The 12,938-nt window shown below is 70.7% G+C and carries 15 protein-coding genes; 8 read left to right on the top strand and 7 right to left on the bottom strand.

The window, feature by feature from the left end:
• Nucleotides 1–107: 107 nt before the first annotated feature.
• Nucleotides 108–608, top strand: a complete 501-nt coding sequence (gene greA / locus ACWC1K_RS17450) for a transcription elongation factor GreA (protein ID WP_030929763.1) — start codon at nt 108–110, stop codon at nt 606–608.
• 67 nt (nt 609–675) lie between these two features.
• On the opposite strand, the gene ACWC1K_RS17445 is transcribed toward greA, so the two are convergent.
• The 3 genes from ACWC1K_RS17445 to ilvA all read right to left on the bottom strand — a co-directional run bounded on the left by ACWC1K_RS17445 (nt 676) and on the right by ilvA (nt 3,952).
• On the bottom strand, nt 676–1,521 hold the full coding sequence (locus ACWC1K_RS17445) for an ABC transporter permease (protein WP_450832234.1): 846 nt from the start codon (nt 1,519–1,521) through the stop codon (nt 676–678).
• On the bottom strand, nt 1,518–2,528 hold the full coding sequence (locus tag ACWC1K_RS17440) for an ATP-binding cassette domain-containing protein (RefSeq protein WP_450832232.1): 1,011 nt from the start codon (nt 2,526–2,528) through the stop codon (nt 1,518–1,520). Before ACWC1K_RS17440 ends, ACWC1K_RS17445 begins: the two co-directional genes overlap by 4 nt.
• A 194-nt stretch (nt 2,529–2,722) precedes the next feature.
• Nucleotides 2,723–3,952, bottom strand: a complete 1,230-nt coding sequence (gene ilvA, locus ACWC1K_RS17435; RefSeq protein WP_450832230.1) for a threonine ammonia-lyase — start codon at nt 3,950–3,952, stop codon at nt 2,723–2,725.
• Nucleotides 3,953–4,118: 166 nt separating this feature from the next.
• On the opposite strand from ilvA, the gene ACWC1K_RS17430 reads away from it, so the two are divergent.
• From ACWC1K_RS17430 to ACWC1K_RS17420, 3 genes are all read left to right on the top strand, one after another.
• Complete coding sequence (locus ACWC1K_RS17430; RefSeq protein WP_450832449.1) at nt 4,119–4,625, top strand: MarR family winged helix-turn-helix transcriptional regulator; 507 nt, start codon at nt 4,119–4,121, stop codon at nt 4,623–4,625.
• 169 nt (nt 4,626–4,794) lie between these two features.
• A complete protein-coding gene (locus ACWC1K_RS17425; protein WP_450832228.1) occupies nt 4,795–5,298 on the top strand; it encodes a sigma factor-like helix-turn-helix DNA-binding protein in 504 nt (167 codons plus the stop codon).
• A 25-nt stretch (nt 5,299–5,323) separates the two neighbouring features.
• Nucleotides 5,324–5,572 (top strand): hypothetical protein, encoded by a 249-nt coding sequence (locus ACWC1K_RS17420; RefSeq protein WP_351462253.1) that lies wholly within the window; start codon nt 5,324–5,326, stop codon nt 5,570–5,572.
• Between the two features lie 13 nt (nt 5,573–5,585).
• On the opposite strand, the gene ACWC1K_RS17415 is transcribed toward ACWC1K_RS17420, so the two are convergent.
• Nucleotides 5,586–6,740 (bottom strand): cystathionine gamma-synthase, encoded by a 1,155-nt coding sequence (locus ACWC1K_RS17415; protein WP_450832226.1) that lies wholly within the window; start codon nt 6,738–6,740, stop codon nt 5,586–5,588.
• Nucleotides 6,741–6,903: 163 nt separating this feature from the next.
• Here ACWC1K_RS17415 and ACWC1K_RS17410 point away from each other — a divergent pair, with 163 nt between their 5' ends.
• Nucleotides 6,904–8,022, top strand: a complete 1,119-nt coding sequence (locus ACWC1K_RS17410; RefSeq protein ID WP_450832225.1) for a hypothetical protein — start codon at nt 6,904–6,906, stop codon at nt 8,020–8,022.
• A gap of 18 nt (nt 8,023–8,040) precedes the next feature.
• Here ACWC1K_RS17410 and msrA read toward each other — a convergent pair whose 3' ends face one another.
• Complete coding sequence (gene msrA / locus ACWC1K_RS17405) at nt 8,041–8,553, bottom strand: peptide-methionine (S)-S-oxide reductase MsrA (protein WP_351462256.1); 513 nt, start codon at nt 8,551–8,553, stop codon at nt 8,041–8,043.
• Nucleotides 8,554–8,732: 179 nt separating this feature from the next.
• Between msrA and ACWC1K_RS17400 the strand changes: the two genes are divergently transcribed.
• The 3 genes from ACWC1K_RS17400 to ACWC1K_RS17390 are packed head-to-tail and all read left to right on the top strand — an operon-like array spanning nt 8,733 to nt 11,254.
• Nucleotides 8,733–9,371, top strand: a complete 639-nt coding sequence (locus tag ACWC1K_RS17400) for a DUF4291 domain-containing protein (protein ID WP_450832223.1) — start codon at nt 8,733–8,735, stop codon at nt 9,369–9,371.
• Between the two features lie 8 nt (nt 9,372–9,379).
• Entirely contained in the window at nt 9,380–10,486 is a 1,107-nt protein-coding gene (locus ACWC1K_RS17395) for a serine hydrolase domain-containing protein (RefSeq protein ID WP_450832221.1), read from the top strand.
• Between the two features lie 27 nt (nt 10,487–10,513).
• On the top strand, nt 10,514–11,254 hold the full coding sequence (locus tag ACWC1K_RS17390; protein WP_450832219.1) for a Type 1 glutamine amidotransferase-like domain-containing protein: 741 nt from the start codon (nt 10,514–10,516) through the stop codon (nt 11,252–11,254).
• A gap of 9 nt (nt 11,255–11,263) precedes the next feature.
• Here ACWC1K_RS17390 and ACWC1K_RS17385 read toward each other — a convergent pair whose 3' ends face one another.
• Nucleotides 11,264–11,647, bottom strand: coding sequence for a VOC family protein (locus ACWC1K_RS17385; RefSeq protein WP_450832218.1), 384 nt, complete (start codon nt 11,645–11,647; stop codon nt 11,264–11,266).
• A 176-nt stretch (nt 11,648–11,823) separates the two neighbouring features.
• Nucleotides 11,824–12,864, bottom strand: a complete 1,041-nt coding sequence (locus ACWC1K_RS17380) for an NAD(P)-dependent alcohol dehydrogenase (RefSeq protein ID WP_450832216.1) — start codon at nt 12,862–12,864, stop codon at nt 11,824–11,826.
• Nucleotides 12,865–12,938 lie beyond the last annotated feature (74 nt).

Genomic DNA, 12,938 nt, shown 5'->3' with positions numbered 1-12,938 from the left:
CCCCTTCAGCCGCTGAATTGTTAGGCTCGTGGTTTCGCCCATCCGTGAAGGACCATTCTTCTGGGTAGGGCGATGCTTTGTATTCCCAGTACCTACGAGGAGCACCTGTGACCCAGACCAGCGAGAACGTCACCTGGCTGACCCAGGAGGCGTACAACCAGCTCAAGGCCGAGCTGGAGTACCTGTCTGGTCCTGCGCGCACGGAGATCGCCGCCAAGATCGCGGCCGCGCGCGAGGAGGGCGACCTGCGTGAGAACGGCGGGTACCACGCGGCCAAGGAAGAGCAGGGCAAGCAGGAGCTCCGTGTGCGCCAGCTGACCCAGCTCCTGGAGAACGCCAAGGTCGGCGAGGCCCCGGCGTCGGCGGACGGCGCCGTGGCACCCGGCATGGTCGTGACGATCGCCTTCGACGGCGACGAGGACGACACGATGACCTTCCTGCTCGCCTCGCGCGAGTACGCGAGCTCGGACATCGAGACGTACTCGCCGCAGTCCCCGCTGGGCTCCGGTGTGATCGGCCACAAGGTCGGCGAGGACGCGGAGTACGAGCTGCCCAACGGCAAGAAGGCCTCGGTGACGATCCTGAAGGCCGAGCCCTACACCGGCTGATCCGGTCTGCACGCCTTTCGGTGCCCCCGGCGTCCTGAGGACGCCGGGGGCGTCTTCATGCCATGGGTCACGCCGTCGCCGAGCGGTACTTGCGCACCGCCAGCGTCCTGAATATGAAGATGATCAGGACCGAGTAGATCAACGAGGCCCAGACGGGGTGCGCCATGGGCCAGGCGTCCGAGGGCGAGACGCCGGGATTGCCGAAGAGCTTGCGGCAGGCCTGGACCGTCGCGCTGAACGGGTTCCACTCGGCGATGTGACGCAGCCAGGGGGTCATACGACTGGAGTCCACGAACGCGTTCGAGATGAACGTGACGGGGAACAGCCAGATCAGTCCGCCGGAGGTGGCCGCCTCGGGCGTGCGCACGGACAGGCCGATGACCGCACCGATCCAGGTGAACGCATATCCGGTCAGGAGCAGCAGGCCGAAGGCGCCGAGCACCTCACCCATGTTGGTGTGGGTGCGCCATCCGACCAGCAGGGCGACCATGGCCAGCACGAACAGCGTGAGCGCCGTCTGCACCAGGTCGGCCAGCGTCCGCCCGGTCAGCACCGCGCCGCGGGCCATGGGCAGCGAGCGGAAACGGTCGATGAGCCCCTTGTGCATGTCGTCGGCGATGCCCGCCCCCGCACCCGCGGTGGCGAAGGTGACCGTCTGGGCGAAGATGCCGGCCATCAGGAAATTGCGGTAGACCACGGGGTCCGTGGTGCCGCCGATGTTCATGGAACCGCCGAACACATAGCTGAACAGCACCACGAACATGATCGGCTGGATGAGGCCGAAGATGACCATCTCGGGGATCCGGGACATGCGGATCAGATTGCGTTTGGCGACGACCAGCGAGTCGCGGATCGACTGGCTGACCGGGTTCGCGGGCGGCGCGACCCGCACGGCGTCGGTGACGGCGCTCACTTGGCTGCCTCCTTCTTCTGCTTGCGGTCCTTGGTCTCCGCCGTCGTGCCGCTCTCCTCGTCCTTGACCTCTGCCACGTGTCCCGTCAGGGACAGGAAGACGTCGTCGAGGGTGGGGCGGCGCAGGCCGATGTCGTCTATCTCGATGCCACGGGTGTCCAGCTCCCGGATGACCTCGGCGAGCAGCTTGGCGCCGCCGGTGACGGGCACGGTGAGCTTGCGGGTGTGCTCCTCGACGGTGAGCTCGCCCTTGCCGAAGCCGGTGAGGACCTCGCCGGCGGTCGACATGTGCTCGCGCTCGTGCACCACGACCTCGACGCGCTCGCCGCCGGTGCGGGCCTTGAGCTGGTCGGAGGTGCCGCGGGCGATGACATGGCCGTGGTCGACGACCACGATGTCGTGCGCGAGGTGGTCGGCCTCCTCCAGGTACTGGGTGGTGAGCAGCAGGGTCGTGCCGCCGGAGACGAGCTGTTTTATGACCTCCCACAGCAGCTGGCGGTTGCGGGGGTCGAGGCCGGTCGTCGGCTCGTCCATGAACATCACGGGCGGCGAGACGACCAGGGCCGCCGCGAGGTCGAGCCGGCGGCGCATGCCGCCGGAGTAGGTCTTCGCGGGCCGGTCGGCGGCGTCCGCGAGGTCGAACTGGTCGAGCAGCTCCCCGGCCCTGGCCTTCGCGGCCCTGGCCTTCATCTGGTACAGCCGGCCCACCATCTGGAGGTTCTCGCGGCCGGTCAGGTACTCGTCGACCGCGGCGAACTGGCCGGACAGGCCGATGGAGCGCCGCACCTCGTTGGGCTGCTTGAGGACGTCGAGGCCGGCCACGACCGCCCTGCCGCTGTCGGGTCGCAGCAGCGTGGTCAGGCAGCGGACCGCCGTCGTCTTGCCCGCGCCGTTCGGCCCGAGCAGGCCCAGCACGGTGCCCTCGGGGACATCGAGGTCGACGCCGTCCAGAGCCCTTACGTCGCCGAAGGTCTTGACCAGGCCTTCGGCATAGATGGCGCCTGGCATGTGAGTCTCCACGTCGTCGGGGGTTCTTCGGAAAGCCTTGCTCTGCGCACTTGCTCCGCCTGGTGGGTGACGCGACCGGCGGCCACGACACACACCATAACGCGATGTATCGCGTCTCTCAACGCATTTACTCGACCGGGTGACGAAAAGCCTCTGAGCTGGTGCTTCTTGCCCAGTCCGGGGCGCCGGGCGGCTCAGTCGATGACCGTGTAGCCCGCCTCGCGCAGCGCCCGGCCGACCTCGGCGCAGTGTTCCCGCCCCTTCGTCTCCAGGTGCAGCTCGACCTCCGCCTCCGTGAGCCCGAGCCGTGGGTCGGTCCGTACGTGACTCACATCGAGGACGTTAGCGTCCACCACTGACAACACCCCGAGAAGAGTCGCGAGCGCTCCCGGCCGGTCCGTCAGCCGCAGCCGTACGGCCAGGTAGCGGCCCTGCGCCGCCATGCCGTGGCGCAGGACGCGCTGCATCAGCAGCGGATCGACGTTGCCGCCGGACAGCAGTGCCACCACCGGGCCCTCGAAGGCTCCCGGCTCGCTCAGCAGCGCCGCCACCGGGCTGGCACCGGCCGGCTCGACGACCAGCTTGGCCCGCTCCAGGCACAGCAGCAGGGCGGTGGACAGGGCGTCCTCGGAGACCGTGCGGACCTCGTCGACCAGCTCGCGGACGATCCCGAAGGGCACGTCGCCGGGCCGCCCGACCTTGATGCCGTCGGCCATGGTCGCCGGGTTGTCGACCGACACCGGACGCCCCGCCTCGATGGAGGGCGGGTAGGCCGCCGCGCCCTCCGCCTGCACGCCCACGATCCGTACGTCCGGGCGCAGCGCCTTCACCGCGATCCCGACACCGGCCGCGAGGCCTCCCCCGCCGATGCCGACGACGACGGTGCGCACCTCCGGGCACTGCTCCAGGATCTCCAGCCCGACGGTGCCCTGGCCCGCGATGATGTCCGGGTGGTCGAAGGGGTGGATGAACACCGCGCCGGTCTCGGCCGCGTACGCCTGTGCGGCGGCCAGCGTCTCGTCGACCACCTGCCCGTGCAGGCGCACCTCGGCGCCGTACTCACGGGTGGCGCTGATCTTCGGCAGCGGGGCGCCCTGCGGCATGAACACCGTCGCCCGCACGCCGAGCAGCGAGGACGCCAGCGCGACGCCCTGCGCGTGGTTGCCGGCGCTCGCCGCCACCACCCCGGCGGCCCGTTCCTCGGGCAGCAGCCCGGCGATCCGGACGTAGGCGCCGCGCAGCTTGAACGAGCCGGTGCGCTGGAGGTTCTCGCACTTGAGGTGCACCGGGGCGCCCACCAGCTGGGACAGATGCCTGCTGCCCTCCATCGCCGTCACCCGCGCCACGCCCGAGAGCATCTTCTGGGCGCCGCGCACGTCGTCGAGGGTCACGGGCCGAAAGGAGTCAGCCGTGCTGTAGCTCATGACTCAAGCATCGCAGTTCACAGGCGCGCACGGTCGCTGTGACCAACGTCCGAGACTGGTTTGCGCAGCGCCAGTACGGCTTGCCCCCCGGCCGCGTACTCTGTCCCCCATTCCAGACAACCCCCCTTCATGAAGTGAGCCTCCGGCCATGCCCACAACACCTGAAATGTCGATGGACATGACGACCGTCGGTGACACCGGTCTCCTCGACACGCTGCAGCACGAGGTGGCGGTGTTCGCACGCCGTGCCGAACAGACCCGGCTCGGCGGTGTCGGGCAGGTGCGCAACTCCATGGACCGCGCCGCGTACCTGCTGCTCAACCGCCTCGACAAGGAAGGCCCCATGGGCGTCAAGGCGCTCGCGGCGAGCATGGGCATCGACTCGTCGACGGTCACCCGGCAGGTGGCTCCGCTCGTGGACACCGGGCTCGTCAAGCGCACCTCGCACCCGGAGGACGGGCGTGCGGTGGTGCTTCAGCTGTCCCCGCGCGGCCAGGCGCGGCTGGAGGAAGTGCGTTCCTCGAGGCGCCAGTTGATGGCCGAGCTGACACACGACTGGGCGCCGGAGGAGCGCGAGGCGTTCTGCACGCTCCTGACGCGCTTCAACACCGCTCTCTCCTCGCGGATGGCGGCCCAGGGAGTGCCGGCGCCGGAGGCGTCGTCGGCCTCGTAGCCGCCGTCGGCGGGCGCACCCGCCGTGCTCGGTACGCGCGCGTGCCGCGCGGCTCTTGACCGAAAGGCCACCCCTGGCCTCAGATGAGACCGGGCCCCTTCGTACGCGGTTGCGCACCCCGTACGCGGCCGGGTCCATTCGGTCAGGGTCGCGTCAGGCGGGAGGCGTGGTGCGACAGCGGCAGGCGTTCCAAGGCGCCCGCCGGGCCCGGGAGTTCGAGGCGTTCGTCGCGGGCGCGGCAGGGCGGCTGCTGCATGCCGCCACGCTGCTCACGGCGGAGGCCCCGGACGACAACCCGAGGGCGCGGCGCCTGCTGACGCTGGCCCTCGCGCACACGTACGCGTGCTGGGACAGGCTGCGCGGGGAGGACCCGTACGACCGTGCTCGCCAGTACCTGGCGACCCGCTTCGCGCGCGGGGCATGGCACCAGTACGGCGGTTTCGGCCGGGCCCGCCCGCACCCCGGCAGTCCGCTGGCCCTGCTGACACCGCAGGAGCGTCTGATCCTGGTCCTCAGGCTGTACGAGGGGGTCGGCGAGGAGCAGACGGCAGCGCTGCTCGGCCTGCCGGCGGAACGCGTCCGCGCCATCTGCGACCGGGCCACGACGACGCTGCTGCGTCCGCCGCGCAACCCGGCACCGGCGGTCGGCGGGGCGAAGGTGGTGCCGTCATGAGGCCCGCGGGCGGAGGGGGACGCTCATGAACCGGGCCGAGCGTCAGGCCGCCGCACGGCGGATCATGGAGCAGGTGCCGCCGCCGGTGCCGCCGGACCTGTACGGGGAGGCCGTGCGCCGCGGTGCCCGCAGTCTGCGCCGCAGGACGCTCGCCCGCCGTCTGATGTGGCTGCTGCTGTGCGCCGCGAGTGTGGCGTTCCTCGTGTGGGCCATGACGGCCCGCCCGTGGGTGGAGCCGCCCTCGCAGACGACTCCCCCGTACACGGGCTGGTGAGCGGGCGGGCCGGCTAGCCGAGCGCCTGCTGCAGGTCCTCCAGGAGGTCGTCGACGTTCTCGATGCCGACGGAGAGACGGACGAGATCGCCGGGCACCTCCAGGGCCGAGCCGACCACGGAGGCGTGGGTCATCCGCCCGGGGTGCTCGACCAGCGACTCGACGCCGCCCAGGGACTCGCCGAGCGTGAACACCTTGGTGCGGTTGCAGACCTCGACGGCCGCCTCCTCGCCGCCCTCGACGCGGAAGGAGACCATGCCGCCGAAGGAGCGCATCTGCTTGGCGGCGACCTCGTGACCGGGGTGCTCGGGCAGGCCCGGGTAGAGAACCTGCGTCACGCGTGCGTGCCGGGTGAGCATGTCGGCGACCTTGGTGGCGTTCTCGCTGTGCCGGTCCATGCGCACCGACAGCGTCTTCGCGCCGCGCAGCACCAGCCAGGAGTCGAAGGGCCCCGCGACCGCGCCCATCGCGTTCTGGTGGTACGCGAGCTCCTCACCGAGCGCCTCGTCGGCGGCGACCAGCGCACCGCCGACGACGTCGGAGTGGCCGCCCATGTACTTGGTCAGCGAGTGCACGACGACGTCCGCGCCGAGCGCCAGCGGCTGCTGCAGATACGGCGTGGCGAAGGTGTTGTCGACGACCAGCTTCGCGCCCGCCTCCCGGGCGATCTGGGCGACCGCGGCGATGTCGGTGATGCCGAGCAGAGGGTTGGAGGGGGTCTCCACCCACACGGCCTTGGTCTTGGGGGTGATGGCGGCTCGTACGGCGGAGGGATCGCTGGTGTCGGCGACCGACCACTCCACCCCCCACCGGGCGACGACCTTCGCGAACAGACGGAACGTGCCGCCGTACGCGTCATTGGGGATGACCACGTGGTCGCCGGGGCTGAGCAGCGCACGCAACAGGCAGTCCTCGGCCGCCAGTCCGGACGCGAACGCGAGGCCGCGACGGCCGCCCTCGAGGGCGGCGAGGTTCTCTTCCAGGGCGGTCCTGGTGGGGTTGGCGCTGCGGCTGTATTCGTAGCCGCCGCGCAGACCGCCGACGCCGTCCTGCTTGTAGGTCGAGACCTGGTAGATCGGCGGGACGACCGCGCCGGTGAGGGGATCGGCGGTGTTGCCCGCGTGGATCGCGAGGGTCTCGAAGTGCTGACTGATGTGCCTGTCGCTCATGGGCACCGAGGGTAGTGCGCTCGCGGGGCGCGCGCCGGGCGGCGAGGCGCAGAAGGCCGTACTGCGGGGTTTTCCCTCGGTCCCGGGCCCCGGTTCAGGGAGTTTTCCACAGGGCGGCCGACCGGGTTCGCCAATTGTCACCGGCGTCTGGAACGCTTGAGGCATGGAATTTCTCTGGGTCCTGATCGCGGCCGTCATGCTGGGCTTCGTGCTGCTCCCCGTCCTGCGGCGCAGGCGGGGCATGATCGAGCAGGTCCCGGCCGGTCACCCGGACGCCGCCGACCCCGCGAACTACGGATTCGTGCGGGAGGAGGAGCTGGACGTCCGCATGCCCGGCCCCGACCAGGACCTGCTCGACGTCCTGGACCTGGTGCAGCGCACTCAGGACCACCACGCGGCCTCCCAGCTGCTGGCGGGCACGGAGTCGGAGGGCGAGCTGCGCTGGCAGCGCGTGCAGGCCTTCGCGGGTGCCGCCTCACTGGAGCTGCAGCAGCGGCCCGGCGGGGTCAGCGAGACCCCGGGCGGTCAGTGGCTCAGGGTGTGGCGGGCCGAACAGCCCAAGGACGCGGGCGGCGCCGCGGTGCACGCGGAGTTCCTGGTCCAGCAGGCATGGCGGACGTCGACGCCGGGCACGGACGAGTTCCGGATCATCATGGAGGAGGCGAAGGCGGCGTGCGGCGATGCGGCGCTGCTCGCCCCCGGCGACCCGGTCCCGTACATCATCGAGCTGTCGGTGGCCCGCGGGCTGGCCTACTCCCGGCCGGAGTTCGAGCAGCTCTGGCTGAGGATCCTGGACCGCGCCCCGGCCCACATGGGCGCACACCTGGCCGCCCTGCACTACTGGTGCGAGAAGTGGCACGGCTCGCGCGAGCTGGCGTACTCCTTCGCGGAGGCGGCGGCCGCGCGCGCACCTCAGGGTTCCCTCCTCGCCGCGATGCCCCTGTTCGCGGTCTTCGAGCACCTGCCCGAGGTGAACCTGGTCAGCAGTTTCTACCAGAGCGAGACCGTGCGGAAGGCGATCCACGGAGCGCTGCACGCCGTCCACTCGGCCCGCCCCGACGACCCGATGCTCGCGCACGTACGCCATCTGCTGGTCTTCTTCCTGGTCCGCGCGGAGCGCTGGGCGGAGGCCATGAACCAGCTGATACACATCGACGGCCACGTCGGCGCCCTCCCCTGGACCTTGTCCGCCGACCCGGCAGCCGAGTTCGCGGTCTACCGGGCGCTGGCGGTGGCGGGCTACGAGGCGAACGGCGGCAGCCCGGCGACGCTGCCGCACTGAGGGCCGCCCCCGGGAGTGTCAGCCCTCCGTGCGGGCGGGCAGCCGCCATCCCGGGCGGGGGAAGTGGCAGGTGTAGCCGTCCGGGTAGCGCTGCAGGTAGTCCTGGTGCTCCGGCTCGGCCTCCCAGAAGGGGCCGACCGGCTCCACCTCGGTGACGACCTTGCCCGGCCACAGGCCGGAGGCGTCCACGTCCGCGATCGTCTCCTCGGCGATCCGCTTCTGCTCGTCGTCCACGTAGTAGATCGCGGAGCGGTAGCTGAGGCCGATGTCGTTGCCCTGGCGGTTCTTCGTGCTCGGGTCGTGGATCTGGAAGAAGAACTCCAGGAGCGCGCGGTAGTCGGTCTTCTCCGGGTCGAAGAGGATCTCGATGGCCTCCGCGTGCGTGCCGTGATTGCGGTACGTCGCGTTCGGCACGTCACCCCCGGTGTATCCCACCCGGGTCGCCGTTACGCCGGGGAGCCTGCGGATCAGCTCCTCCATCCCCCAGAAGCATCCGCCCGCCAGCACGGCCCTCTGCGTCTGCGCAGCCATTGCAGTCCTCCCATATCTGTCAGCTCGGTCACTCGGGCGACGCTGCTCGCACACCACCGGCGTCCCGTGCCCACCCTCCTCAACGCAAAAGGGTTCCACGCGATTCCGCGCCCGCCCGACCGGCCCTCCGGCCGAAAACCGGTCGCCGCCCGCACCGGCCGTCCCCCACGCTGTATGCCATGGAAGATCCACAGCGCGGCATCCGTGCGCTCTACACAGAGTCCACGATCACCGTCTACCAGGCCTACCCACCGGAAATCGGCGGACCCGCGGTCCGCACGGGACGGTTCCCCGCCGCGTGGAAGCGGGACCGGATGACCTGGATCAAGCCGTCATTCCTGTGGATGATGTACCGCTCCGGCTGGGGCACGAAGGCAGGGCAGGAGACCGTGCTGGCCGTCGAGATCGGCCGGGACGGCTTCGAGTGGGCGTTGCGGCATGCGTGTCTGTCGAGCCATGTCCCCGCCGTGCACGCCGAGCAGGCCGCCTGGCGGCGGGAGTTGAAGGCGGCACCGGCCCGGGTGCAGTGGGATCCCGAGCGGGATCTGCGGCTGCAGCCGCTGCCGTACCGGTCGTTGCAGCTCGGTCTCTCCGGTGAGGCCGTACGGCGCTATGCGGACGAGTGGACGGTCGCCGTCAGGGATGCGACCCCGCTGGCCCGGGAGATACATGCGTATGTGGGCAGCGGCGACCTCGGCTCGGCGGCCCGGCTGCTTCCGCGGGAGCGGCCGTATCCCGCGGGGGAGGAACTCCTGGCCCATCTGCGTCCGTCGGCTGCCGCAAATTCGGTTGCCGCATCGCGTGCCGATGCGGGCTAATGCCACGCATGGCTGACATCCAGGGCTCGTACGACGGTCTGTTCACCGCGGTGCCCGACAAGCTGGCGGAGACGCTGGACGCCGGGGACACGGGCGGCTCGGTGGCCGTCTTCGTGGACGGCGAACCGGTGGTGGACGTCTGGGGCGGGTTCGCCGACGCCGGGCGCACCGTGCCGTGGGAGCGGGACACGATCGTCAACGTCTTCTCCGTCACCAAGACCATGACGGCGCTCGCCGCGCTCGTCCTGGCCGACCGTGGCGCGCTCGACCTGGACGCGCCCGTGGCCCGGTACTGGCCGGAGTTCGCCGCGGCGGGCAAGGACGGGGTGCTGGTGCGGCACCTGCTCTCGCACACCGCGGGCCTGCCCGACTGGGACGGGCCGGTCGAGGAGCTCTACGACTGGCCGGCCGCCACGGCACGGCTCGTCGCGCAGGCCCCGCAGTGGGAGCCGGGCAGCGCGGCCGGGTACCACTCGCTCACCCAGGGGTTCCTCGTGGGCGAGGTGGTGTGGCGGGTCAGCGGGCGGAGCGTGGGTGAGTTCTTCGCTCAGGAGATCGCCGGGCCGCTGGGGGCCGACTTCCACATCGGGCTGGCCGCCGAGCACGACCGGCGGGTGGCGCTCACGGTGCCGCCGCCGGGACGGGACGAGGAATACGTCGCGAGTGCGCCCGGCAGGGGTGCGACGCCCCCCGCCGGGACCGCCATGCGGGTCCGCGACGGCAACAGCGTGGCCTGGCGCCGTGCGCAGATCCCCGCGGCGAGCGGATTCGGAAACGCTCGCTCGGTCGCGCTCGTGCAGTCGGCGATGGCCTGCGCGGGGACGCTGCGCGGAGTGCGGCTGCTGTCGCAGGCGGGGTGCGAGCGCGCCTGGGAGGAGCAGTTCAGCGGCGACGACCGGGTGCTGGGCATGCCGGTGCGCTGGGGGCTGGGCTACGGGCTGTTCGGCAACACCTACGGCTGGGGCGGCTGGGGCGGATCGCTGGTGATGATCGAACCCGAGTCCCGGATGGTGGTGGCGTACGTGACCAACCAGATGCGCGAACCCGCCGACGACAACCGGGGGTTGGAGATCGTCATGTCCGCCTACGACGGTCTCGTGGGTCTGCGGGCCTGACAGGTGGACGCAGAGAACGTGGGGGCAGTGGCGGGCAGCCGTGGCAGTCGTACGTTCCTGATCGGGGGCGGCTGGGACGCGACGGCCGCGCACGCTGTCCACGGGCCGTTCCTGCGGGCGGCCGGCGGGCCGCGCATCGGCTGCGTCGTGCTCGACGAAGGGGACGGCGCCGAGCAGTTCGGCCGCTACGACGCCGTACTGCGGAAGGTCGCCGACTGCGGCCCCGTACCGCTGCTGGTGCCGCTCGGCGGGGAGTTCGACCCGGGCCGCCTCCAGGATCTGGACGGGCTGCTGGTCTGCGGTGGGCTGACGCCGGCGTATCAGGACGCGTTCGCCGGGTGTCTGGACCGACTGCGGTCCGCGCTCGCCGAGTTCGGCGTTCCGTACGCCGGCTTCTCCGCCGGTGCCGCGGTCGCCGCGCGGCAGGCCGTCGTCGGAGGGTGGCTCGACGACGGCGTACCCGTGTGCCACGAGGACACGGCCGAGGACCTGGAGGAGATCGACGTACGGGCCGGGCTCGGGCTGGTGCCCTTCTCCGTGGAGGTGCACGCAGCGCAGTGGGGGACGCTGCCGCGCATGATCGCCGCCGTCGCAAGGCACGGACTCGCGCACGGTGTGGCCATCGACGAGAACACGGTTGTGGAGGTCGGCGCGGACGGACGCGCCCTGGTCTCGGGCCTCGGGCGCGCGCATTCCGTGCGACCGTCCGCCGACGGGAGCGTCCTCGTACGGTCCTACGGAGCCGGCGAGTTCCTCCCCGCCGAGTGAACCGGCAGGTCAACTCCCGCTGCCGTACGGCCTGGTGATGATCTCCAGGTTGTGGCCGTTGGGGTCGTCGAAGTACGCGCCCCGCCCGCCGTCGTTGTGGTTGATCTCGCCGCGGCGGTGGTGGTACGGGTCCGCCCAGTAGGTCAGTCCCGCTTCCTGGACGCGGCCGAAGATGGTGTCGAACTCGTCCTCGGACACCAGGAACGCGTAGTGCTGCGGCGTGATGTCGCCGTCCGTCTCCATGTAGTCGAGGGTCACGCCGTTCGGGATCCGGACGGGGATGAAGGGACCGAACGGCGGGCTGGGCTCCAGCCCCAGGATGTCGGCGAGGAACTGGGCCGACGCCTTCTTGTCATGAGCGGCGACGATGGTGTGGTTCAGCTGCACGTTCATCGTGTGGGCCTCCTCACGCCCAACATACTCCGCAGGGCGGGCAAGGTAAGGCTCGCCTCACAAGGCGTTCGGGGAGCCCACACATGGGGCCCCGTCGGCGCTTTCCGCCGGGGCCCCACCTGTCAGGCCGGTCAGATGTCTCAGACCTATCAGACCTGTCAGATCTCTCAGACCTGTCAGATCGTCGCGGTGTCGATCACGAAGCGGTACCGCACGTCGCTCGTCACGACCCGCTCGTACGCCTCGTTGATCTGGTCCGCGCTGATCACCTCGATCTCGGCGCCGAAACCGTGCTCGGCGCAGAAGTCGAGCATCTCCTGGGTCTCCGCGATTCCGCCGATCATGGAACCGGCGAGGGTCTTGCGGCCGGCGATCACCGAGAAGAGGTTCAGGGCGATCGGCTCCTCGGGGGCGCCGACGTTCACCAGCGCGCCGTCCCGCTTCAGCAGCGACAGGAAGGCGCCGAAGTCGAGCGGGGCCGAGACCGTGGAGAGGATCAGGTCGAAGGAGCCCTGCAGGTCCTTGAAGGTCTGCTCGTCGCTGGTCGCGTAGTAGTGGTCGGCGCCCAGCTTGAGGCCGTCGTCCTTCTTGCGCAGGGACTGCGAGAGGACCGTGACCTCCGCTCCCAGGGCGTGGGCGATCTTGACGCCCATGTGGCCGAGGCCGCCCATGCCGAGGATCGCGACCTTCTTGCCGGGGCCCGCGTTCCAGTGCTTCAGCGGGGAGTAGGTGGTGATGCCGGCGCACAGCAGCGGAGCGGCCACGTCCAGGGACAGGGCGTCGGGGATGCGGACGACGAAGTTCTCGTCGACGACGACCTTCTGGGAGTAGCCGCCGTAGGTGGGCTCGCCGTCCTTGCCGATGGAGTTGTACGTGCCGACGTTGCCGCCGGTGCAGTACTGCTCCTCGCCGGCCTTGCAGCTCTCGCACTCCCGGCAGGAGTCGACCAGGCAGCCCACGCCCACGCGGTCGCCGACCCGGTGCTTGGTGACGCCCGCGCCGACCTCGGAGACGATGCCCGCGATCTCGTGACCGGGGACCATCGGGAAGATCGCCTCGCCCCAGCCCTCCTGAGCCTGGTGGATGTCGGAGTGGCAGATACCGGCGAACTTGATGTCGATCAGGACGTCGAACTCACCGACCTCGCGGCGTTCGATGGTGGTGCGCTCCAGCGGAGCCTTCGCGGCGGGGACGGCGTAAGCGGCAACAGTGGTCATGCCGAGGGGTCTCCTAGCAGTGGTTACGCGCCCGGCTGCCTTCTGACCGGGCATGTCGCCCAGCATGCCGGACC

The organism is Streptomyces sp. NPDC001492 (genome assembly GCF_053597275.1).
Note: the sequence above shows the minus strand (reverse complement) of the source record. Positions and strands in the feature narration are given on the sequence as shown.

Excerpts from the sequence above, each read along its gene's own strand:
- ACWC1K_RS17440 (WP_450832232.1), bottom strand. The coding sequence starts at position 2,528 with ATGCCAGGCGCCATCTATGCCGAAGGCCTGGTCAAGACCTTCGGCGAC.
- ilvA (WP_450832230.1), bottom strand. The coding sequence starts at position 3,952 with ATGAGCTACAGCACGGCTGACTCCTTTCGGCCCGTGACCCTCGACGAC.
- ACWC1K_RS17430 (WP_450832449.1), top strand. The coding sequence starts at position 4,119 with ATGTCGATGGACATGACGACCGTCGGTGACACCGGTCTCCTCGACACG.
- ACWC1K_RS17420 (WP_351462253.1), top strand. The coding sequence starts at position 5,324 with ATGAACCGGGCCGAGCGTCAGGCCGCCGCACGGCGGATCATGGAGCAG.
- ACWC1K_RS17415 (WP_450832226.1), bottom strand. The coding sequence starts at position 6,740 with ATGAGCGACAGGCACATCAGTCAGCACTTCGAGACCCTCGCGATCCAC.
- ACWC1K_RS17410 (WP_450832225.1), top strand. The coding sequence starts at position 6,904 with ATGGAATTTCTCTGGGTCCTGATCGCGGCCGTCATGCTGGGCTTCGTG.
- msrA (WP_351462256.1), bottom strand. The coding sequence starts at position 8,553 with ATGGCTGCGCAGACGCAGAGGGCCGTGCTGGCGGGCGGATGCTTCTGG.
- ACWC1K_RS17400 (WP_450832223.1), top strand. The coding sequence starts at position 8,733 with ATGGAAGATCCACAGCGCGGCATCCGTGCGCTCTACACAGAGTCCACG.
- ACWC1K_RS17395 (WP_450832221.1), top strand. The coding sequence starts at position 9,380 with ATGGCTGACATCCAGGGCTCGTACGACGGTCTGTTCACCGCGGTGCCC.
- ACWC1K_RS17385 (WP_450832218.1), bottom strand. The coding sequence starts at position 11,647 with ATGAACGTGCAGCTGAACCACACCATCGTCGCCGCTCATGACAAGAAG.
- ACWC1K_RS17380 (WP_450832216.1), bottom strand. The coding sequence starts at position 12,864 with ATGACCACTGTTGCCGCTTACGCCGTCCCCGCCGCGAAGGCTCCGCTG.